The organism is Thermobaculum sp. T2p (assembly GCF_059335935.1).
This window is the reverse complement of record NZ_JANZYQ010000027.1, coordinates 54,693-75,746: the sequence shown is the minus strand read 5'-3', so window position 1 is coordinate 75,746 and position 21,054 is coordinate 54,693. Positions and strand designations below refer to the sequence as shown.

Here is a 21,054-nt window from a genome sequence, read left to right as displayed (position 1 = left end):
CGCTGCCACACGCCTAAAGCACTCTAAGCACCTGCTGGATACTTGGTTTGCTGAGCTTGCCACCATTTGCTAAATCCATTTGCATGGAGCTATTGACAGACAGAAAGCGCAGGTATATACTCAATCTACCAACCCACAGGGCTAGGATGAATGATGTGGCGCACATGAAACCCAAGCTACCGCTTCTTCTGGTGCTCCTCTGTGCGCTGGTCTTATGGCCCCAAAGAGCACATAAGGCCCTCGCCCACACAAGCTGTGATACCTGGCAGGATCTGGAGGGAGTACAAAACCTTATTGGACGCCTGCGAGAGCCTATTGGCGGCTCTGGTGATCCTGGCCGTGGAGGCATAGCCTGGATCAGGCACTCACGCTCCAGTGCCGAGTTCATCAACAACTCCAAGAATTTTGTACTCCAAGGCCTATACCTGGCCACAGATAGCATCAGGGACTCCACATGGCCTCCTAGCTATTGGGTGGAAGTAGGCCATACGGATACACAAGATGATAGTAACCCTAATAACTTCACTTACTTCCACGGCTTCTATTACGCCTACCGCTACAACTGGGGTGGCATTGGCATCTATGAGGAGGTTTTTGTTCGTAACGTTGTCCCAGGGGCATTAGGAGAAGACTATCGCTACCAGATCAAGTGGGATCCATCAGCGGACACAAACGGTGCCTATCGCATATACATAACCACAGCCGATGGAGTCAAACATCTGGTGGGCACAGCCTGGAACAACACGACCAACGCCTGGCACTTGGTGGTTGCAGGAGAGGCTTCCTACTGCGATGGCAATGATGGGGACAACGAGCGTAACTGGTTTGATCCCACCTACACAGATAGCTGGTTCTGGTCAGATGACGAGGGACAGGTACACTGGATAGTATCACCGAACACCGTGGAGAACAACTTCCCTATCCATCTGTGGCTGCTCTCGGGTGGGGATAGGGCCTGCGTGCACATGAACACGACCGCAGGCTGCTAGGGGAGGCTACCATGAGGTATATATTAGCGATCATAGCATTAGTAATAGCTGGGATGGCTGCCATCGCGATCGTGAATTCCTCCGGGACTCAAGATGCCAGGCAGCAGGCAGGTCCGCTTGGGGCTTCAATAGAGCTCACAGCTGAGCCCACAAGGACACAGCCCGCATCCACCAGCTCTCCCGAGTGGACACCTCCCACTCCTGATCCGACCCAGGTGGCCAAAGCTACCACCCAAGAAGCGCTAATAGAATGGGCTAAAAGGACTGCCCAATCTATGGGGGAGCCTAGTCCCTCACTAGTAGACGTAAGGGAAACAACGTTTGCTGGAGCATTGAAGCTGCTAGGTCTTCACCCTCAACCTACAGATCCTCCAGACAATCATCCTGTATACGTATTGCGTATGAAAGGCAAGTTCAAGCCATATCACAGTATAGGCGCAGTAGATGCCCCCTCTGTACCTGGCGTCATGCATATGATAATTGATGCCAAAACCGGATATACACTAAGAATAGGATACATTGAGTCCTCCGATGCCAATCCATAACTAGCAAGAACAACGAAGAGGCGACATTCTACTTCATCCTAATCTATCTGGTCTACGAGCAATGATCAGGATGCCACTTCCAAATGGGCAACCTTTTACTTGCTCGCTTCCAGGAAAATGCAAGTCAATATAAGCAAGGTGGGAGCAGCACTTAGGCCAGAGGTATCCTCGTACAGGCTACCTCCACCTTGATACTCTTGATGGCAAAGACCGTGCTAACAACATGTGCTAGCACATAGCCAGTGCATTACAAATGGCTAGCTTGGACGTTCGTTACCCCATAGCTTGCCGCCTCCCATTGACTGTCTCCATGCATGTCTCCACCTGTGAACATCCGTAACCGTTATAGCTGGCATAGGATGTCTGGCCTCACTTGGAGGCAATTGTGGGAAGGGCTTGTGAGGCTCCGTCTGGTACCAGTACGCAACAGTACAGATATCAAGTGTCAGATTGTTGGCATGCCCATGTTCTATAGATGCCCTGATTGACTTCTGGAAGTGAATGGGGTCCTCTATGTGGAATCTATAAGCATGAGCCTTGCCCAGCCACCCGAAGCTGTGCTCCACATGTGCATAACCGAAGTACGGATGCTGATACTCCTCAGCCGGAGACCAGGAAGTACAGAAGTAATCTTCAGTACCCGTGCCGTGCAAAGACCCTGGCCAAGGTTCACCATCTATGAGGAACATATCATCCCCTTCCCCATACCACATTGGACTGGGACAATCTACAAAGTAATTTACCCCAACATAATGCCCTCTACCCTCAGCATCTAATATCAGGTAATTGCCCTCGTCAGAGGGATGCTTGAGCTCTGGGGCTAGACAACTCCACTCGTTTTCACCGGATGGGTCTGGGTCAGTTATTTCCCGATTCCACCATGCGTGGAATCTACCTAGAGAGTCATCTACTTCAGGCCATTCCTCGTAGTCTATGTAAAAATAAAACGCATCTACAGGAGTTTGACTCTGATTCTCCACTTCAATTCTAGCTCCATTGCCAAAAGGCATTGGGAAGTAGCAGTTCAGGCCGCGGCCAGATCTTGGGGATGCTGCTAGAGGCAGGGACACGAAGTTGTACTCTAAGCCCCAGCCCTGCCCAAAGAAATCTCCCACAGGGCTCTCAACACTAGGATTATTCTCACCATCCCAGTACATGCGCAGCACGATGTTCCTGCGATACATCGGATCCCTGCTAGCGATAGTGAACCATATATGCTTGATAACACCCGCCCCCTCGATAGTGGCCAGGTCCACCCGTTCACCCGCGGCTATCTGTATCCTGTCAGCATTACCACCGGTTCGATCGTAGCTAGAGATCCTCTTTGACCTCGCAGGACGTATTTGAGCGATATTAGCTAAAGGGCTATGCATACCTTCCTCCTTGGAAAATGCTTTATAAAGCTTGAATTAGATATTGCACTAATTGCCCAAAATAAAGCAAGCTATAAGCATACTCCTGAATTCTTCAAAGGAGAATGAAGTGCAGACAAAGCATAGTTACAGAGGGCTAAGCGCCGTTCCAATGATCTACTTCAAAGCCATGGTACTCGAGAAGACTATGGACCTACCAGAGTGGTTCGATATAGCCCAGGAACTGGAGCTTGATGCCACAGAGATTCATGACAGATCTCTGAGAAGCAGGGATGAAGCCTACATAGATGACATAGCACAACAGCTCGAGCATAGAGGTCTAAAAGTATCACAGGTAGTAGGGGCAGCCGACCTAACCAATCCGAATCCTGACATTCGAGAATCCGAACTTGCCACTACGTTCAATAATATAGACATCGCAGCGAGATTAGGGGCAACATGCGTCCGCATAACGGCCGGACAAGCACATGATGCTCTTAGTCATGAGCAGGGAGTGAAGCTTGCGGTAGAGGGTATAAAGAGAGCGGTAGAATACGCGATCCGCAAGAACGTCTGGGTAGCATATGAAAACCACTACAAGGATTACTTTTGGGACAAGCCTGATTTTTCCCAACGCTCAGAGGTGTTCTTAGAAATACTTTCTAAGCTCCACGACGTACCTATCAAGGTCAATTTCGACTGTTCGAATCAGGTTATGATAGGGGAGGATCCGGTTAATCTTCTTAGGCAGGTCGTGGACTACGTGATCCATGTGCATTGCAGCGATCGAGTGGCACCTAATCAGTATTTGCATGCCGTCACAGGAGAGGGGATTGTAGATTATCGATCTATATTTGGTATCCTCAAGCAACATGGATACAGCAGTTGGCTGTCTGTGGAGTACAATGGCACTAAAGGACTGGAAGGACTTCAAAGATCAATCAACAATGTAAGAAGATTGTGGCAGGAGGCCTAGGTTAGACAAGCACCTATACCTTGGGAGGACTCGGATGTATATACCCTCAGATGTCACAGAGCTAGTAAATGAAATACCTATGCCTGCACTTTATAGGGTCAGGCAGAAGAGAGAATATCCTATCGTGGAGGATATACAAAGCGAAGTTGCCCGCGAACTTAGCGAAAGCAACATCCTGTCTAACATCAAAAGTGGAGACAGGATAGCGATAACGGCGGGTAGCAGGGGAATTATCTCCCTCCCCGAAGTTATCAAGGCTGTAGTAGCCGAGGTGAAGAAAGCTGGTGGCGAACCCTTCATCATTCCCGCAATGGGAAGCCATGGAGGAGCAACAGCTGACGGACAGACACAACTCTTAGCGGATCTGGGGGTGACAGAAAGTTACGTTGGAGCACCTATCCGTGCCACGATGGAGGTGGTAAAAGTAGGAGAAGTACCAGGCGGTCCAGCAGTGTACATGGACCTTTACGCCTCCCAAGCGGATGGAATAATACTTGTCAATAGAGTCAAGCCCCACACCGATTTTCACGGGAATGTAGAGAGCGGCCTAGCTAAGATGTGTGTTATTGGTCTAGGTAAGCAAGTGGGGGCAGAGACAATGCACCTTTACGGCGCTAATGGGTTCCGCAAGTTTCTATCCCAGGCCGCGCAGATCTCAGTAAGATCCAAGCCAATACTCGGAGGTGTAGCAATAGTTGAGTCGCCATCCGGCAAGCCAGCCAAGATAAAGGCGTTGCCTCCTAGCGATATAGGTGGCCCTGGGGAAGAAGAGCTTCTGAAGGAAGCCTACGATCTTCTGATGAGAATACCCTTCCGAGAGCTGGACGTGCTGGTGGTGGATTACATAGGGAAGAACATTAGTGGAACCGGTATGGACACCAACGTAATAGGAAGGACTATGGTCCATGGTGAGCCAGAATCGCACAATCCGGATATCTCAGTTATAGTAGCGCTTAGATTAACCGAGGAAACTCATGGCAATGCTTCGGGAATAGGGTTAGCAGATGTTACCACACAGAAGCTACTAGAGCAGATAGATTTCAAGGTTACTTATACTAACGCTATCACATCAGGCATCTTCGGCATGCAGCGGGTTCAGATACCCATAGTCATGCCGGATGACAGGTCTGCAATATCTCTGGCTATACAGTGCTGTGGCCGACCAGACGCCGAGAATGTAAGGCTTGCAAGAATATACAGCACTCTGGATCTAGAAGAAATATTCATATCAGAGTCTTTGCTTACAGAAGCCGAGTCCAATCCAGATATCGAGATTCTCGGACCGGAAGGACCGTTGTCCTTCCAGGAAAACGGCGACATAACACCTTGGACTGGAGCAATATCTCATGTACATGCTGCTGGCCTGGAAGCTGGAGTAGATGGCATAGAAAACTTGTAGGGAGAAAAGATTTGAAGGCTTTAGTATGGCAAGGACCTCATAGTCTAGAGATCGTAGAGAAGGATATCCCCAAACCTGACCCAGGTTTTGCGCTCGTGAAAGTTGAAGCATGTGGCATATGCGGTAGTGATATCCATGGTTATACGGGAGAGTCCGGAAGGCGCACACCTGGCATGATAATGGGGCATGAGTTCGCTGGAACGGTCGCTGAAGTAAACGGTGAAGCCAAAGATATAGCTGTTGGGCAGCGGGTCGCAGTGAACCCCCTTTGGGGTTGTGGTGAATGCTTTTATTGTTTGAGAGGAGAACCGCAAATATGTCCCAACCGTTTAACAGTTGGTGTAAATATCACGGAATCCGGGGCTTTTTCAGAATACGTAACCGTCCCAGTGAATAACTTGGTCCCAATAGCTGATCACGTCAGCTTTGAAGAGGCCTCGATGGCTGAACCTCTGGCTGTGGCTCTAAGAGGATTTCATCTTTCTGGCTTAGCACAAAACGATACAACACTTATATGCGGAGCGGGCACTATAGGGCTCTGCGCACTACTCATATGTAAGGCCCACAAACTCGAAACAGTGTTTATAACAGATAAGCTCTTACACAGGTTAGAAGTTGCAGAGAAGATAGGGGGCATATCCCTTGCCCCCGAAGACAATCCAGTTGAGAGGGTTTTATCTAGTACGAGCGGCTTGGGTGCTAAGGCAACGCTGGATGCTGTGGGAATAGGAGCAACTATTACTCAGTCGCTTATGGCTACTATGAGGGGAGGCAAATTAGTCTTGATAGGACTGGCCACTCCAAAGGTAGATATAGCTCTTTATGAACTGGTACCTCAGGAAAGGCTGATTCAAGGGTCCTACGCATACACCCCCGATGAATACAGACAAGCCGTCCAACTCATATCAGATGGCATAGTAGATGTTAAACCGTTGATAGAGAAAGTTGTGCCTCTTAGCCAAGCCCCGGAGTCTTTTGCAGCACTAGCCTCAGGAGGAGACAAATCCGTAAAAGTAGTTGTGAAGCCCTAGGAAGATCACCTGGATGATCATTAAGTTGCTTCTTTACGTCTATAAGCTTCTGCCGTCTAGGTTGCAGGAGATTGCTTCTTGGTTGTTGAGCTCAAAAATGACCGTAGGGGTCTGTGTAGCCGCATTCGACTCGGAGAACAGAATCCTCCTCTTTAGGCACACGTATCATCCTGGCGGCACGTGGACCCTTCCTGGTGGACACCTACATATCGGAGAACCACCAGATGAGGGGCTTATTAGAGAGCTGCGGGAAGAATCTGGTGCAGAAGTTAAGCTTATTAGCCTAATAGATATAGAAGTATCGCCACACTGGCCTGGACATATGACTCTATATTACCTGGCGGATTTGTTACATCCTCCCAAATACTCCTCTGCCGAAGTGGAAGCTTGGAACTTATTTAGTATCAATGAATTACCAGCACGAATACTTCCAGAAGCGAGAAGGGTTATAGCCCATGCTCAGGAATTCATAAATGCCCGTCACAACAAGAGATCCAATGAGGCAAAGGTATAAAAGGGGTATGTAACCTCACATACCCCTGCACGTTACCCCTCTAACAGCCCATAGATCTCCCCGTACTTGCTTCTCAAGTAGTTAATATACGGGCCCACATCCAATCTACTGCCCGTAGCGCGCTCCAGCAATTCCTGGGGAACATATTTCCTTCCATGTACATGTATTTGTTCTCTCATCCACCTTAGCAAGGAACTTATATCTCCGCTGGACAGATCAGAAGGGATGGATGGATATTCCTCAACCGCTTTGGAGTACAGCTGTAGGGACATTACATTTCCTATCGTATACGTTGGGAAGTAACCAAAAAGGCCGCTCGACCAATGCATGTCCTGCAGTACACCATTAGCATCGCTATCAGGCACAATACCTAAGTACTCCTCCATCTTTGCGTTCCATAGATGGGGAAGGTCGTTCACGTCGATACTACCCTCTATCAGGCCCAGCTCTAGATCGAATCTAAGCATTATGTGAAGATTATAAGTAACCTCGTCAGCCTCCACTCTAATCAGCGAAGGGACCGATTTGTTCACGGCACGATAGAAATCCTCGAAGGAGACGTTACCGAACTGTTCAGGCAGCATCTGCTGGATGCGAGGATAGTAAAACGATAGGAAATCCTTCCCTCTGCAGACTATGTTCTCCCACATTCTGGATTGCGACTCATGTACGCCCAACGATGCTGGAGAATGCAGAGGGGTGCCCTCAAATTCCTCAGGGATTCCTTGCTCGTAGACGGCGTGCCCACATTCGTGAGCCGCGGCATAAAGACATGAATCCATCCTGTTCTCGTAAACCCTTACAGTTATTCTTACATCCCTGGAAGCTAGCCCCTGAGTAAACGGATGGGCAGAGATATCTATCCTGCCAGCATCAAGGTCATAGCCAAGCACTTTAACCAAGTCCTGGGCCAATGACATTTGCTGCTGGTAGGGGACAGGCCTATCGAGGATTGCATCATCCACCATAGATTGCCTATCTGAGATAGCAGCAACTAGAGGTACAAGTTGACTACGAAGGTTGTCGAATAATGCCCTTACTTCCGAGGTAGTCATCTCAGGTTCAAACGCATCTAGGAGAGCATCATAAGGGTGTTCTTGGTAGCCAAGGGACTGGGCTAACTCTTTCTCAAGATCGACTATCCTTTGCAGATAGGGCGCAAACATTACAAAATCGTTCTTCTTTCTAGCTTCCTGCCATACTTGGACGCCGTGGACCTCGGCCTCACGAAGGCGAGCCACGAGATCAGGAGGCACCTTGACATTACGCTCAAAGTCCCTACGAGCTACTTTAACCATGAGAAAATCAGGGTCTTCGGGATCTTTTCCCTCCACCTCTTTTTCAGCTCTATCAAGCAGGTCTCCATATTCCTTAGAGGTGCTCATTTCGTGAGCAAGTCGCCCTACAATTGCTGATGCACGCGCTCGGGATGACGCCCCAGCAGGAGGCATATAAGTTTCCTGATCCCAGGTCATGAGGCTTCCCGTATAACCCAACGCACTAATTACCTGCCATTTTTCCTTCAGGGCTTCCAAAGCGGATTTACCTTGAGACATTAGAAACTCCTTGAAGCAAGTAATACGAAGACAAGAGACTAAGGTCTATCCTTAGTGTAGCACTCGAGAGAGGAGCAGGAAATACAAGACAAAAAATAGTGGGCGGTAGTGGACTCGAACCACTGACCTCCACGATGTCAACGTGGCGCTCTAACCGACTGAGCTAACCGCCCAAATGACTACTATACACAATTTACGTCAGAAGGAACTAACCTGTCAAGCACCAACTAGGCGGAGGTTATGGTACCCATGGTATGAATTGACTCGTACAAACATCTGAAATATAATTCCTTACAAAGTAAATATAGGCGATGAAGCTCGCCTTAAGCGCCGCACAAGGCTGATAGCTTCTACCAAGATCGAGCTTGGTAGAAGCTATTTTTATTACTAACCACTTAGATAAAAGGGATGGGAATGAGCCACGAAAGTCTATATTATGATCTGCTAGAGGCCATAAAAAACGGAGAATGCCCTATATGTTCTGCAGCATTACGCGCAGTCGCCAGCTGGATGGATAGTGTTTCTTATGAGTCTGTAAATGATCCGCAGGTTAGAGACTCGCTGCGCGCCTCATATGGCTTCTGTAACAAGCATGCCTACCAATGGCTAGATCAGAGACATCTACTAGGAACAGCCATAATATACAGTGATGTGCTTGAGCATATTAACGAAGACCTGCAACAGCTTGAATACCAGAGACGGGATCTAATCACCTCTGTAAGCACGCTTATAACTGGCAAGAACACTTATGAGTATCGTAGCAAAGTATTAATTAACTCCACAAAGGTATGTCCTGCTTGTACCGTCCAGGCAGAGTCCGAGAAGATAGCGAGAGAAGCTTTTCTAGAAGGGCTTTCAGAACAAGAGTTTCGTTCTACCTACGAACATTCTCTAGGATTATGCTTGATACATCTGCGATCTGTGCTTCAGTTTGCCCCAAATAGTAAGATCTTTCATTTTTTGAAAGAGCATTCAATAAAGCAAAATGATGGTCTGCGCAAACAGCTGCTGGAAATCATACGCAAGCATGACTATAGGTTTAGGTTCGAACCCATCACAGAAGAAAGAGGAGCAGATCTGAGAGCCATACGTCACGTTGCTGGTGAGGCTGGGATTAGAGGTTTGGATTTGGACAAGACATAGGAGAATAGCAATGAACGTTGTAGGTAAGGCTAAGAGGGTGAGGATCTATATAGGAGAGTCAGATAGCTACCAAGGCAAGCCTATGCATACAGCTATTGTGGAGATGCTGCGGAGAGAGGGCTATGCTGGGGCAACAGTGCTAAGGGGTATAGAGGGCTATGGGCGAGGAAGCAGGTTGCATACTGCCAAGATCCTGAGGCTATCCGAAGACCTACCCCTGGTGATAGACATTGTGGATATCCCTGAGAAGATCGAGAAACTTTTGCCAATGCTTCAGAGCATGGGAGTAAATGGGCTTATAACTGTCGAAGACGTAGAGGTGCACTCCTATGGAGAATTCCATCCAGGAAGAGAGCTAAGGAACATCAGAATAAAGGAGATTATGACTCCAAACCCCATATCTATAAACGTGAGCTCTCCAATAGGTGACGCTATCGAGCTGCTATACAATCAAGTATTCAAGGCCCTCCCTGTGATTGATAATGAGAAACACGTCTTGGGGGTAATAACCAGCTCCGATCTTGTCAATCAGAACATACTGCCATTCTATATGCCCTTATTAGACAAAACCGACGTAGATAAGAAGGATCCCCACAACAAAGCTTACAACTCAAGCGTATCCGATGTAATGAGTAAGCCAGCAGTGACTATAAACCAGGATGCAACCGCTCAAGAAGCTGCTAACCTAATGGCCTCCAAGAAGATAAAACGTCTGCCAGTTGTAGATGATCAAGACAAGCTTGTGGGGATAGTCAGCAGGGTAGATATCCTAGCTGCAGCAATGCATACCAAAGCAAGAGAGGAATCTCCAAAGCCTCCCTCACAGATCTCAAGCAGTACGAAAGTAAGCGACATTATGCGTACTCAAGTTCCAACAGTGGATTTAGGTACACCTATATTGGACGTAGTAAAGGGGCTACTGGAATCGTCGATACATAGGCTGATAGTAGTAGACGAACAGAACAAAGTGAAAGGCATAATCGGTAGTAGTGACCTAATGAATGCAGTAAGCAGTCACAATAGGGCTAGCATTATGGAGGTTTTAAGAGCCCAAATACTTAGGGATGAGCGCTCGATAGAGCATATTCGTAAGATCAGAGCCCGAACTGCCGAGGACGTAATGAACCGCGAAGTAGTTTGTATCAGCACCGATGCAGACATAAGCAGCGCAGCAGAACTTATGGTGAAACAAAGAAAGAAGATCCTGCCTGTAGTCGATGATTCAGGAAAGCTTGCGGGAGTGATTGCTCGTGACGAAATCCTCTCATCGTTATCGATACAGGCAACATAAGTTGGGAGCTTTCTAATTGGAAGAGGAATACGTAACTCTGCAAATAAAGTTACTATCCACTACCTACCTAAGTATCAAACAGCTGGCAGAGGAACAGGGATGGGACGAGGAGAAATGGCTGAGATTTCTCATTGATAAAGGGCTAGCAGACTTCCAAACAGAACGTTTACTAGGCACTGAAAGTAATGATGAGAAAACCTTACTAAGACGCCTTGCAGATTGTGAAGGCAGATATAGCGCAATGAAATTCAGGGCATTCTCTCTGGAGAGGGATAATCAGACTCTACAGTTCAAAGTGGCGGGCCTGGAAGGCTCGGTTGAAATGTGGAAATCCTGGTCAGAACAGGTAAAACAAAGGCTCTTCGAACTTTCACAGGAGAACCAAAGTCTGCGGAACCAGTTATCCCAGCTTGAAGCCAAAGCTCTCAATATACCTATGGGTAGTACTAATAATCCTGACTTCAGATCTTTTTGGCAAAGGATTCGCAGCTGGATAATCGGAAGATAGGGAAATGTCTTACCAAGAAAGTACAAGGCATTGGATCCAGGCTGAAGAAAAGACGGTTAAGGTGCTGATAACAGAGGCTGGTAAGGAGTACTTGGAATATACATATGACGACCGCGCACGACAGCTGTTAGTTAGTCAATTGATAGCCCACAAGTCTAATCTACCTGTAGATACTGGATTAGTACCGAGAACAATAACCGAAGACGGCACAAGTCTTAAAGCATGGGTGTTCTCAAGCCTATCCGTAGCACCTGGGACATACGTCCTTGTGAGGGTGATAGGCCTATTGAAGCCCAAAGACCTTCAAGTGAATTGTCCCACAATATTATTGGCCACTATCCCCGGGGACCCGGTTTATGTATCTGCAGAAACGCCGCGGGATGCAATAAATAACCTTCCAGTGGACGTAAGACAGACCATCTTAGAGGAATGCAAATACGAGTTGCTAAGTAAGGAAGCCGCGCATCGGACATTGCAAGCGGCAATTGAGAGATATATCCACTTACAGAGAAAACTACAAAGTGGGTGGTCTTCATCACCCGCCTGGATGGCCACAATATTGCAAGAACATCGGTTGGGCGAATCTGAGATTTACACTCAGTACGAGAGAGAAATCCCAAGGCTCCCCTATAGATTTCAGAAGTACATAAGAGAGTGCTTGCATCCAGAGGAGAGAGTACTGCTGTATGTTCTCAGGCCACTTGTTTCGGAGGGTCGAGAGATACTAGGATTGTTAGGAAAGAGGCGTCTTATGGAGGGTATTCTGCTCATCACAGATCAGCAGGTTCTATTTGTGGAAGATGTGAGACCTCCCAGCAATTCTGCAGGTATCCACTGGGGTTACGTAGCTCGTGTTTTCCCACCAGAGAGGCTACTAGACGTTAGGGTCCTTACAAAAGGACAAACAGCTACATTAGCATTGGACATGTGGGCAAAGACAGATCAGCATCACCTAGAGTTCATATTCCCAGGGGAACAAACTTTTTGGTTAGCAGAAGCCGAAAGCTTATTAAGGAGATACCTACCATATCCTGAGAACAGCAAGAGTCCAAGACGAATCTATGAGGACAAAGGACTGAACGACCGAGATTACTCAGGAGTGCTACACCCATCTGATCTTGAAGATCTTAAGTCTCTCCAAGAGCTCAGAAGCTCTATACTTCGCCAAGAGGATATACTAGTATCTGCCTTCACACCAAGTAGTTCTACTAACTCAGCCAAACTCGTGACCTGCACTTCAGATGAGCTGTTAATATTCGAGGCACCCAATAAGGTTTCGAGAATAGATATCTCAAGTATAAGCCTAATTACCCTCAAGCATTCCTTACTCGGCAACGAGGTGTTGATCAGGGCTTCTAGGACCTACGGTAAAGAAATAGCCTTAGATATCAACGGTCCCATCATCGAGGACTTTCTCCAACTAGTTATCTTCCTGCGTAGAGCGATGGTCAATAATACTAAGGAACATTCCGCCCCCGAGAATTAAATTAAATCTATATTTTCAACATATACTTATCGAAAAGTATTGACTAATTCCGCAATCATCAGTAAAATCCCAGCACTTATGGTTTTAGGCTCAATAGGGTGCAGTGTAAGGAGTAGTAGACATGACTACCACTATCTCCAGGAGGGACTTCCTTAGGCTCTCTGGTGGGGTTGCAGCCGGTACTGCTCTTGGTGGACTAGTAGCTATGGGGGTGGACTTAAGGTCCACCACAGTGAAAGCTCAGGAGGCACGTATAGTTCGTGCCAGAGCAGTACCAAGCGTATGCCCTTATTGTGCGGTAGGATGTGGCACTTTAGTACACACAGTCCAGGATGAAGATGGCAGACCTAAGATAGTCAATATAGAGGGTGACAGGAACAGTCCAATCAACAAGGGAACCTTGTGCCCTAAGGGAGCGGCTAGCTTCCAGCTCCATGTCAACCCCAACAGGGTCACTAAAGTGTTGCATCGAAGGCCAGGAGCTACTGAGTGGGAGGAAATGGATCTGAACGAGGCTATGGACAGAGTGGCTCGCCTCATGAAGGAGACCAGGGACAGAACCTTCGTCGAGAAGGCTGATGATGGCACCCCACTGATGCATACCCTGGCCATATTTTCATTGGGTGGAGCAACCCTGGACAACGAATGGAACCACCTGCAACAGAAGCTCATGAGAGGGCTCGGCGTAGTAGCCATTGAAAATCAAGCGCGTATATGACATAGCTCGAGCGTTCCCGGTCTGGGAACAAGGATAGGACGTGGTGCCTCCACGACCTTTCCAGCTAATCTGACAGCTTCCGATTGTATAGTTATACAAGGATCAAACATGGCTGAGTGTCACCCCGTAGCCTTCAGGTGGGTGATGCAAGCCAAGCTCAATGGTGCTAAACTTATCCATGTTGACCCTAGGTTTACTCGCACTAGCGCTATGGCAGACATTCACGCACCCATACGTTCGGGTTCGGACGTAGCATTCCTAGGGGGACTGATACGCTATGTAATCAACGATGAGAGGTGGCAGAAGGATGATTTCTTCCGGAACTATCTGCTGCATTACACTAATGCCGCCACCATAATCAATGAGGATTACAAGGATACCGAGGACCTAGCCGGCAAGTTCTCTGGATGGAAGCCTTATGATGGTGATCCTATAAATGGATTCATAGGTGAGTACGACAATACTACTTGGCAGTACGCACGTACTCCCGTTGGCGATCAGGGCAGATCAGCCTCCACGGCACAGTCAGGAGAACAAAACGTAACCTCAGGTAACCCAGGGCAGAAGCCTGAGAATACCCAAGGACCTCCTTACGATAACCTTGTGAAATCGTTACTAAAACCCGCACCTAGAAGGGATGAGACCCTTCAGGATCCCAACTGCGTGTTCCAGATAGTGCGCAGACACTTTGATAGATATACCCCAGAGATGGTCGAGAAGATCACTGGCTGTCCTAAGGAGACATTCCTCAAGGTAGCGGAGACGATACTCCAGAACTCAGGAAGAGATCGTACCACTGCGTTTGCATACGCCCTGGCATGGACTCAGCACACAGATGGTCCCCAGACTATAGGGTGCTGTGCCCTGCTCCAATTACTGCTTGGGAACATAGGCAGACCAGGCGGTGGTATCCTCGCCCTGAGAGGGCATGCCACTATCCAAGGATCTACAGATATACCTACCCTCTACCACAGTATACAGGGATATATGCCAGCACCTGCTCATACCAAGAGCAAGAACCACAAGACCTTGGGAGACTACCTGGCACTGGAGACTCTTCCTACCAGTTACTGGGCTAATACACCCAAGTTCATGGTCAGCTATCTGAAATCCATGTATGGTGATGCAGCCACACCGGAGAACGACTTCGGGTACGATTGGCATCCCAAGATAGTCGGTGACCATTCACACATGCCCACGTTCGTGCGCATGATGAACGGAGAAGTAGAAGGCATGTTCGCTATAGGTCAGAACCCAGCTGTTGGGGGGCAAGATGCTGGTTTCCAGCGACGAGCCTTGGCCAAGCTAAGGTGGTTGGTGGTCAAAGACAACTTCATAACCGAGACAGCTACATTCTGGAAGAACTCGCCAGAGGTCCACAGCGGTGAACTCAAGCCTGAAGACATTCAGACCGAGGTGTTTTTCTTCCCATCTGCCCAAGTGGCGGAGCTTGAGGGCAGCTTTACTAATACACAAAGGCTCATGCAGTGGCATTACAAGGCTGCAGAATCCCCTGGAGACTGTAGATCAGATCTATGGTTCACCTACCAGCTCGGAAAGAGGCTCAAGCAACTTTATGCAAACAGCGACCTTCCTAGAGATCAGGGATTCAAGAACCTTGTATGGGACTATGATCTAGATGAAGAGTCCAAAGCTCTAAGGCCAGATAATGACCTATCGGTCGATATCAATCCAGAAGGGGAGCCAGACGTATATAAGATCCTGAAGGAGATCAATGGCTTCTACACCGCAGAACCTAGTAAGCACCTCAAGAGCTTCTCGGAGCTCAAAGATGATGGATCAACCACATGTGCTTCCTGGATATACTGCGGAGTGTTCCCAGAACCTAAGATGAACCTTGCCGCGAGCAAAGTTCCAGATCCGCCGGATGCCCAACCTTGGCAACCCAATCTCAAGTGGGGTTTCGCATGGCCAGCGAACCGACGAGTGCTCTATAACAGAGCATCTGCAGATCTGCAAGGCAATCCCTGGAGCGATCGCAAGAAGTACGTGTGGTGGGATCCCAACGCTGACTACACAGATCCTGTAACCGGTAAGACAAGCAAGGGTGCTTGGGTAGGGTACGATGTGCCGGACTTCGCTAAGAACAAGCCACCTAGCTACAAGCCGTCTGAGGGCGCTATAGGTCTGGACGCACACTCTGGTACTGACCCATTTATTATGAAAGCCGACGGTAAAGGATGGCTCTTTGTACCTACTGGCCTCGTGGATGGGCCTCTACCTACTCATTATGAGCCCATAGAATCTCCTATACGCAATCCACTGTATCCACAACAGCAATACAGCCCAGTGGCCAAGATATGGGAGCCTAAGGAGAAGCTGGCTGAAATAGGAGATCCTCGCTACCCGTACATCCTGACCACGTATAGGCTAACAGAGCATCACCTCTCAGGTGTGATGAGCCGTTGGCTACCTTGGCTAGCTGAACTACAGCCGGAGCTCTTTCTGGAGATTGGCCCTGAGCTCGCCGAAGAGAAGGGCATCAGGAATCTAGACTGGGTCAAAGTAAGCACACCCAGAGGCACGATCAGAGCCAAGGCGCTGGTTACACGACGTATGCGTCCGTTCAGGATAGGCGACGAAGGCAAAATAGTGCATCACGTAGGTTTGCCCTGGCACTGGGGTTATGAGGGTGTGGTAACAGGAGATGTTACCAACAACCTATCCGCACTGGTAGGTGATCCTAACGTATCCATACACGAAGCTAAAGCTTTCGTATGCAACGTGGAGAAGGCATGATGGTAGCTACAGCACAGAAATTCCAAGCAAGACCAATGGGTTTCTTCACAGATACAACCATCTGCATAGGTTGCAAAGCTTGTGAAGTAGCATGTAAGCAGTGGAATGAGCTGCCAGCCACTAACGGTGGAGCCAATACGCTTAGTGGTATCAGCTATGATAACACTCGCAAGCTGGATGGCATACACTGGCGACATGTTAAGTTCATAGAAGATTTCACTCCTGACAGGTCAACAGCTCGATGGCTGATGATGAGCGATGTGTGTAAGCACTGCGTACAGGCTGGTTGCCTGGAAGTGTGTCCCACAGGTGCTATCATCCGCACTGAGTACGATACAGTTGTCATACAGTCCGATGTCTGCAATGGTTGCAGAGCCTGTATAGCAGCTTGCCCGTTCGGGGTGATAGATATAAACCCAGTGTCCCGCACGGCCCAAAAATGCACTCTATGTTACGACAGGCTGCAGGCTGGACTAGAGCCTGCATGCGCTCAGGCATGTCCAACAGATTCTATACAGTTTGGGTACATCGACGAGCTCAAGCAGAGAGCTAATCAGAGACTAAGGCAACTCAAGGAACAAGGACACACCAAAGCGCAACTATACGGAGCCGATGAGAATGGACCACTTGGAGGGCTCAACGCCTTCTATCTACTCGACGACGATCCTGAAGTTTATGGGTTACCAAGAAATCCACAGCTACCGTCCAAGAACCTGGCACCGAGCTCTGGACTGTCGGTACTTGGTGCGATAGTGATGGGCATACTTGGACTTGTAAGTTTTCGCAAGAACCGAATGGACAGGTTCGCAGCGGAGGCCCGAGAGCGCGGGGGAGAATAGGAGGGGTAGAGATGCCAAGTCAGATATTTACCACTGCGCCACACTGGGAATTGTGGATAGTGCTGTACTTCTTTGTAGGAGGTATAGCTGGAGGAAGTTTCTTTATATCCACCCTTATAGACCTACTTAGAGGTGAGGTCGATAGGCCTATCTCGAGGATAGGCTATTTGATAGCATTCCCAGCCATCATAATCGGCACAATACTGCTCATCATAGACCTAGGCAGACCAGAGAGATTTTGGCACATGGTCGTGCAATCAAAGACATGGCTGCCTGCACTCAAGTGGTGGTCTCCTATATCTTTTGGCACCTGGATAGTAATGGTCTTTAGCATGTTCGCTTTTCTGGCATTTATCGCCGTAGCTGCCCAAGGTAGGGGAATTACTAGGCCATTTTATGGGCTCTTTTACCAGCTGGGAATAGTGAGTAAAGCCATACAGATACTTGGAGCTATCGCAGGGCTAGCTGTAGCAGGATACACAGGAATACTCCTTACCGTCACAAACCGCCCTGTCTGGGCAAACAACAACTTACTAGGATTTCTCTTCATGGTCTCTGGTGTCTCAACAGGAGCAGCTATGATCAGCTTACTAGCTGCTAGCAAGAGGAGACAGCACGAAGGAGCTCTTTACTCTGTTCACCGCATGGACACTTGGCTGCTTATACTGGAGCTAATCCTAGTTGTTACACTAGTAATATGGCTATCTCCAATAATATCCTGGGCTTCCGCAGCCGCCCCAGGATGGTTACTCTCGTGGGGGGTAATATTACTGCTGGGAGTAGTAATAATAGGGTTGCTGATACCTCTGGCGCTACAGTGGAATCCGAGGATCCTGCCAGGAAGCGCGTTACTTGCAGCAGTACTGGTACTTGTAGGAGGATTCGTACTGAGGCTAGTTGTCGTGGTATCTTCTGAGTTCCTTGATAGGATCAGGGTGTAACTAGCTATGATTAGACTAAGAAGAAATAAAATATTGATTCTGCTAGCCTTGTCCATCGTGCTGCTTGTAGGATGTAGCCCGGAGGCGGAGAGAACTAGAGGTGGAGGCCCTGGAGCTGATATTAGAAACAGGGGGCCTGTCGTGCGCTTACACGACGGCGCAAACCCAGCATACAAGGTCCCCGAGGAACTGCCAACCCCTTGGATCATGGACACGTCCGAGCAGTAGTATCTTGAAAGAGGAGGATCATGCAGGTCAGAGCTTATAGGTCGCTACAGGACATTCGGACCTCTAATCCGGAGTACTCTCCATGGATAGACCTGATAGAGCTGACTTTTGAGGAGTGTGACAAACCGGAATGGTCGCAGGTCGAGATCTTCCCAAATATCGGATCCCGAGATCCTGCACCATATATCCATGGGGCTAACATCACCCTAAGACAGCAGCTACTGCAGGATTGGGCTCACAAACTCCTTACTAAGGGAATAGGAGAATCCGAGAGTATCAATAAAATGATCGAGAGCAACCTTCCTGAGCTGACCGCTGCAGCCATCAGCCAGGATATGGCCAATGCTGAGACCATTTGCAGTCAATATGGCCTGGACGAGAAATCTGTGGAGCTGATGTTACCCTTACTAGTAACCCCTCTGCTAAGATCCATATCGATCAAGGCTGCAAGCTACGCAGTAATCGATGCTGGAGAGAGAAGGTATTGTCCTATATGTGGCGCATGGCCCTTGCTACTGGAATATCGAGGATTGGATAGAAGCCGATACCTTAGATGCGGCAGATGCGCCTTCGGATGGGAGATTAGCTGGTCCATTTGTCCCTTCTGCGGAAATAGAGATCACAGATCACTCGAATCTATCTCAACACAGGTAAACAGCTTAAGAAAAGTAGAGACCTGCTCTCAGTGCAAGAGTTATATCAAAGCCATCACTACTTTGGACGCCCTGCATCCTGATGAGCTGCTGGCAGAGGACCTGGCATCCGTAGAGTTGGATCTCATAGCGCTATCAAACGGCTTTCAAAGGCCGAGCGGACTCGGATTTCAGCCTATAACCTTGGTTACCCTTAAGGGAAGCAGGAGAGGTCTCTGGCCATGGATAAAGACCTAAGGTCAACGGAAGATCTGGTTAGACCATCAACGTTTTGTAAATACTTGCTATATGCCCTCCAGGCTAGTGAAGGCAGAAGAAAGAAGCGGAAGAGAAACACAACTCCGGATGCCATTGGGATGGGCATCAAAAGAGATATCATGGAATCTGTGGTCCGTGAGGACCCATCCCCTGAAAGCTTTCAACAATGGTTGGCAGCATACTGTCTCAGGCAGGGCACGGGAGATGGCCCATTTAGAGCAATGGCTATAGATCTCTACTATGAGTGGCAGACTGCCCTAACATCAGCTGAGTTCCAGCAATGGTTGCTATCCGGAGCACCCTCGGAGGATACTGAGCCAGACTCTTCTTCCGCATGCCAGTTACAAAAAAATTTGGTCTCCTAATAATCATCATCAGATAGACCAAAAATCTATGGTAGCGTATACTTATCTTTGCCTAGTTTTCGACTTTAGGGAGAATCCTTGCTATGCTAATCCGCCCTGCAAGTACCGCAGATCTAGCAAACATTAATAGGATTATCCAACTGAACGAAGAAGATCCAGAGGCTCAAACATCGGACATACCAAGCTACATCCAGCATGAACTGAAGACAGGAGAGATGTACGTTGCTGAAGATCCAGACGGTGAGCTGATTGGCTTCTCCGCTGTACTGAACCGAGGGCAAGTTCACTATCTAGCCGAACTATTCGTGCATCCTCAAAAGCAATCCCAAAAAGTAGGGCAGGCTTTGCTAGATGTGGCACTTAAGGGCAAAACAGGGATTAAGTGTACTGTGTCATCGGAGGACAAAAGAGCACTTGCTCTTTATATAAGACAAGGTATGCAACCTCGATGGCAGAACTTCGTGCTTAGAGCAGCAAAAGATGAGATAAAAACACCTTTGAAGAATCTTCAAGAGCAAGTGGAAATCGTCAAAGCCGCACAGCGAGATCCTAGAGTACTCAGTATTGATTCGCAGGTTTCCGGCAGACATAGGACTCAGGACCTGGAATACTTGGAAGAAACGGGCTATGTACCTTTGCTCGTCTCCATATCAGGGGAAACACAAGGATACGCGTACTACCAGATTAATCAATCCACAAGTCGTTGTGAGATTGGACCGATAGCATCCCTGAATAGCAAGTTATCCAAGGACATTACACTCTCCATCGTCAATTTCTGCCTACAACAGACGGCCTTCAAAACCCTGAGCATCTCAGTTCCAGGACCGCATCCTGCGCTTCGTCCTCTACTGGCATCGGGATTCAAGATAACATACGTAGAGACTTTTCTATCAAGCGAGGTTTTCTTTGACCCACAGGAGTATATTATGCTAGTGGATATACTATGAATTCATGGCATGCAGACCCAGTAATAGTTGTCCCCTATGATCCTGAATGGCCTAATCTATTCCAAGCTTTCGCTCACGATATCAGACTAGCCTTAGGAGAAGTAGCACTGCGAATAGACCACATAGGATCGACTTCAGTTATGGGTCTGGCTGCCAAACCGGTAATAGACATTCAGATATCGGTCGAGTCTCTGGAGCCTATGTCTCGCTACTTAGGCCCTCTTACAGATTTAGGTTACGTCTGGATAGTCGATAACCCGGATGTGACCAAACGATACTTTCGTGAGCCCCCAGGTCAAGCCAGAACTCATGTACACGTACGTAAAGCTGGGAGCCTTTCGGAGCAGCTATCGCTGCTGTTCAGGGATTATCTCAGAGTTCACCCTCAAACGGCACAGGAATATGCACAATTGAAATATAAGCTGGCAAGGAAGTTCAAAAACGACCGGGAAAAGTACACAGAATCCAAGAGTCCTTTTATATGGAATACTATACGAAGAGCAAGTGAATGGTCTCAGGTAGCTGGCTGGGAACCTGGATCATCCGACGCTTAGA

The 21,054-nt window shown here is 48.2% G+C and carries 20 protein-coding genes, 1 tRNA gene and 1 riboswitch; of the genes, 18 read left to right on the top strand and 3 right to left on the bottom strand.

What is annotated here, in order from left to right:
- Positions 1 to 92 precede the first annotated feature (92 nt).
- Together N2245_RS12690 and N2245_RS12685 are read left to right on the top strand one after the other, a co-directional pair.
- Positions 93 to 989 (top strand): hypothetical protein, encoded by an 897-nt coding sequence (locus N2245_RS12690; protein ID WP_494537100.1) that lies wholly within the window; start codon positions 93 to 95, stop codon positions 987 to 989.
- Between the two features lie 11 nt (positions 990 to 1,000).
- Positions 1,001 to 1,534: a hypothetical protein gene (locus tag N2245_RS12685; RefSeq protein WP_494537099.1), complete on the top strand. Its 534-nt coding sequence runs from the start codon at positions 1,001 to 1,003 to the stop codon at positions 1,532 to 1,534.
- 257 nt (positions 1,535 to 1,791) lie between these two features.
- Here N2245_RS12685 and N2245_RS12680 read toward each other — a convergent pair whose 3' ends face one another.
- A complete protein-coding gene (locus N2245_RS12680; RefSeq protein ID WP_494537098.1) occupies positions 1,792 to 2,907 on the bottom strand; it encodes a glycoside hydrolase family 172 protein in 1,116 nt (371 codons plus the stop codon).
- A 109-nt stretch (positions 2,908 to 3,016) separates the two neighbouring features.
- Here N2245_RS12680 and N2245_RS12675 point away from each other — a divergent pair, with 109 nt between their 5' ends.
- Genes N2245_RS12675 through N2245_RS12660 form a run of 4 tightly spaced genes read left to right on the top strand, consistent with a single transcriptional unit; the run spans position 3,017 to position 6,806 of the window.
- On the top strand, positions 3,017 to 3,862 hold the full coding sequence (locus tag N2245_RS12675; protein WP_494537097.1) for a sugar phosphate isomerase/epimerase family protein: 846 nt from the start codon (positions 3,017 to 3,019) through the stop codon (positions 3,860 to 3,862).
- Between the two features lie 34 nt (positions 3,863 to 3,896).
- On the top strand, positions 3,897 to 5,261 hold the full coding sequence (locus N2245_RS12670) for a nickel pincer cofactor-dependent isomerase, group 22 (RefSeq protein ID WP_494537096.1): 1,365 nt from the start codon (positions 3,897 to 3,899) through the stop codon (positions 5,259 to 5,261).
- A gap of 11 nt (positions 5,262 to 5,272) precedes the next feature.
- Positions 5,273 to 6,292 carry a galactitol-1-phosphate 5-dehydrogenase gene (locus tag N2245_RS12665; RefSeq protein ID WP_494537095.1) on the top strand — a complete coding sequence of 340 codons (1,020 nt, stop codon included), beginning with the start codon at positions 5,273 to 5,275 and terminating at the stop codon, positions 6,290 to 6,292.
- 13 nt (positions 6,293 to 6,305) lie between these two features.
- Positions 6,306 to 6,806, top strand: coding sequence for an NUDIX hydrolase (locus N2245_RS12660; protein WP_494537094.1), 501 nt, complete (start codon positions 6,306 to 6,308; stop codon positions 6,804 to 6,806).
- A gap of 32 nt (positions 6,807 to 6,838) precedes the next feature.
- On the opposite strand, the gene N2245_RS12655 is transcribed toward N2245_RS12660, so the two are convergent.
- The gene (locus N2245_RS12655; protein ID WP_494537093.1) at positions 6,839 to 8,362 is read right to left on the bottom strand and encodes a carboxypeptidase M32; all 1,524 of its coding nucleotides are present in this window, start codon (positions 8,360 to 8,362) and stop codon (positions 6,839 to 6,841) included.
- A gap of 99 nt (positions 8,363 to 8,461) precedes the next feature.
- Positions 8,462 to 8,535 (bottom strand) — tRNA-Val (locus N2245_RS12650).
- A gap of 125 nt (positions 8,536 to 8,660) precedes the next feature.
- Positions 8,661 to 8,722: riboswitch (Fluoride riboswitch) on the top strand.
- 54 nt (positions 8,723 to 8,776) lie between these two features.
- Here N2245_RS12650 and N2245_RS12645 point away from each other — a divergent pair.
- The 12 genes from N2245_RS12645 to N2245_RS12590 all read left to right on the top strand — a co-directional run bounded on the left by N2245_RS12645 (position 8,777) and on the right by N2245_RS12590 (position 21,053).
- The gene (locus N2245_RS12645; protein WP_494537092.1) at positions 8,777 to 9,505 is read left to right on the top strand and encodes a DUF6062 family protein; all 729 of its coding nucleotides are present in this window, start codon (positions 8,777 to 8,779) and stop codon (positions 9,503 to 9,505) included.
- 10 nt (positions 9,506 to 9,515) lie between these two features.
- The gene (locus N2245_RS12640; RefSeq protein WP_494537091.1) at positions 9,516 to 10,796 is read left to right on the top strand and encodes a DUF190 domain-containing protein; all 1,281 of its coding nucleotides are present in this window, start codon (positions 9,516 to 9,518) and stop codon (positions 10,794 to 10,796) included.
- A gap of 16 nt (positions 10,797 to 10,812) precedes the next feature.
- A complete protein-coding gene (locus N2245_RS12635; RefSeq protein WP_494537090.1) occupies positions 10,813 to 11,304 on the top strand; it encodes a hypothetical protein in 492 nt (163 codons plus the stop codon).
- A 4-nt stretch (positions 11,305 to 11,308) separates the two neighbouring features.
- The gene (locus N2245_RS12630; protein ID WP_494537089.1) at positions 11,309 to 12,790 is read left to right on the top strand and encodes an inorganic diphosphatase; all 1,482 of its coding nucleotides are present in this window, start codon (positions 11,309 to 11,311) and stop codon (positions 12,788 to 12,790) included.
- 121 nt (positions 12,791 to 12,911) lie between these two features.
- Entirely contained in the window at positions 12,912 to 16,268 is a 3,357-nt protein-coding gene (fdh, locus tag N2245_RS12625) for a formate dehydrogenase (RefSeq protein WP_494537088.1), read from the top strand.
- Complete coding sequence (locus N2245_RS12620) at positions 16,268 to 17,107, top strand: 4Fe-4S dicluster domain-containing protein (RefSeq protein WP_494537174.1); 840 nt, start codon at positions 16,268 to 16,270, stop codon at positions 17,105 to 17,107. Before fdh ends, N2245_RS12620 begins: the two co-directional genes overlap by 1 nt.
- Positions 17,108 to 17,118: 11 nt before the next feature.
- Positions 17,119 to 18,048: an NrfD/PsrC family molybdoenzyme membrane anchor subunit gene (gene nrfD / locus N2245_RS12615; RefSeq protein WP_494537087.1), complete on the top strand. Its 930-nt coding sequence runs from the start codon at positions 17,119 to 17,121 to the stop codon at positions 18,046 to 18,048.
- A 6-nt stretch (positions 18,049 to 18,054) separates the two neighbouring features.
- Positions 18,055 to 18,276: a hypothetical protein gene (locus tag N2245_RS12610; RefSeq protein WP_494537086.1), complete on the top strand. Its 222-nt coding sequence runs from the start codon at positions 18,055 to 18,057 to the stop codon at positions 18,274 to 18,276.
- A 20-nt stretch (positions 18,277 to 18,296) separates the two neighbouring features.
- Entirely contained in the window at positions 18,297 to 19,166 is an 870-nt protein-coding gene (locus tag N2245_RS12605; protein WP_494537085.1) for a formate dehydrogenase accessory protein FdhE, read from the top strand.
- A complete protein-coding gene (locus N2245_RS12600; RefSeq protein WP_494537084.1) occupies positions 19,151 to 19,552 on the top strand; it encodes a hypothetical protein in 402 nt (133 codons plus the stop codon). The genes N2245_RS12605 and N2245_RS12600 overlap by 16 nt, the downstream gene beginning before the upstream one ends.
- An 83-nt stretch (positions 19,553 to 19,635) precedes the next feature.
- A complete protein-coding gene (locus N2245_RS12595) occupies positions 19,636 to 20,499 on the top strand; it encodes a GNAT family N-acetyltransferase (protein WP_494537083.1) in 864 nt (287 codons plus the stop codon).
- Positions 20,496 to 21,053 carry a GrpB family protein gene (locus tag N2245_RS12590; protein WP_494537082.1) on the top strand — a complete coding sequence of 186 codons (558 nt, stop codon included), beginning with the start codon at positions 20,496 to 20,498 and terminating at the stop codon, positions 21,051 to 21,053. The genes N2245_RS12595 and N2245_RS12590 overlap by 4 nt, the downstream gene beginning before the upstream one ends.
- Position 21,054 lies beyond the last annotated feature (1 nt).

Bases quoted from the DNA above. Each gene is read 5' to 3' on its own strand.
- nrfD (WP_494537087.1), top strand. From the start codon at position 17,119: ATGCCAAGTCAGATATTTACCACTGCGCCACACTGGGAATTGTGGATA.
- N2245_RS12660 (WP_494537094.1), top strand. From the start codon at position 6,306: ATGATCATTAAGTTGCTTCTTTACGTCTATAAGCTTCTGCCGTCTAGG.
- N2245_RS12600 (WP_494537084.1), top strand. From the start codon at position 19,151: ATGGATAAAGACCTAAGGTCAACGGAAGATCTGGTTAGACCATCAACG.
- N2245_RS12640 (WP_494537091.1), top strand. From the start codon at position 9,516: ATGAACGTTGTAGGTAAGGCTAAGAGGGTGAGGATCTATATAGGAGAG.
- N2245_RS12620 (WP_494537174.1), top strand. From the start codon at position 16,268: ATGGTAGCTACAGCACAGAAATTCCAAGCAAGACCAATGGGTTTCTTC.
- N2245_RS12605 (WP_494537085.1), top strand. From the start codon at position 18,297: ATGCAGGTCAGAGCTTATAGGTCGCTACAGGACATTCGGACCTCTAAT.
- N2245_RS12590 (WP_494537082.1), top strand. From the start codon at position 20,496: ATGAATTCATGGCATGCAGACCCAGTAATAGTTGTCCCCTATGATCCT.
- N2245_RS12645 (WP_494537092.1), top strand. From the start codon at position 8,777: ATGAGCCACGAAAGTCTATATTATGATCTGCTAGAGGCCATAAAAAAC.
- N2245_RS12595 (WP_494537083.1), top strand. From the start codon at position 19,636: ATGCTAATCCGCCCTGCAAGTACCGCAGATCTAGCAAACATTAATAGG.
- N2245_RS12630 (WP_494537089.1), top strand. From the start codon at position 11,309: ATGTCTTACCAAGAAAGTACAAGGCATTGGATCCAGGCTGAAGAAAAG.
- N2245_RS12670 (WP_494537096.1), top strand. From the start codon at position 3,897: ATGTATATACCCTCAGATGTCACAGAGCTAGTAAATGAAATACCTATG.
- N2245_RS12680 (WP_494537098.1), bottom strand. From the start codon at position 2,907: ATGCATAGCCCTTTAGCTAATATCGCTCAAATACGTCCTGCGAGGTCA.
- N2245_RS12685 (WP_494537099.1), top strand. From the start codon at position 1,001: ATGAGGTATATATTAGCGATCATAGCATTAGTAATAGCTGGGATGGCT.
- N2245_RS12655 (WP_494537093.1), bottom strand. From the start codon at position 8,362: ATGTCTCAAGGTAAATCCGCTTTGGAAGCCCTGAAGGAAAAATGGCAG.
- N2245_RS12610 (WP_494537086.1), top strand. From the start codon at position 18,055: ATGATTAGACTAAGAAGAAATAAAATATTGATTCTGCTAGCCTTGTCC.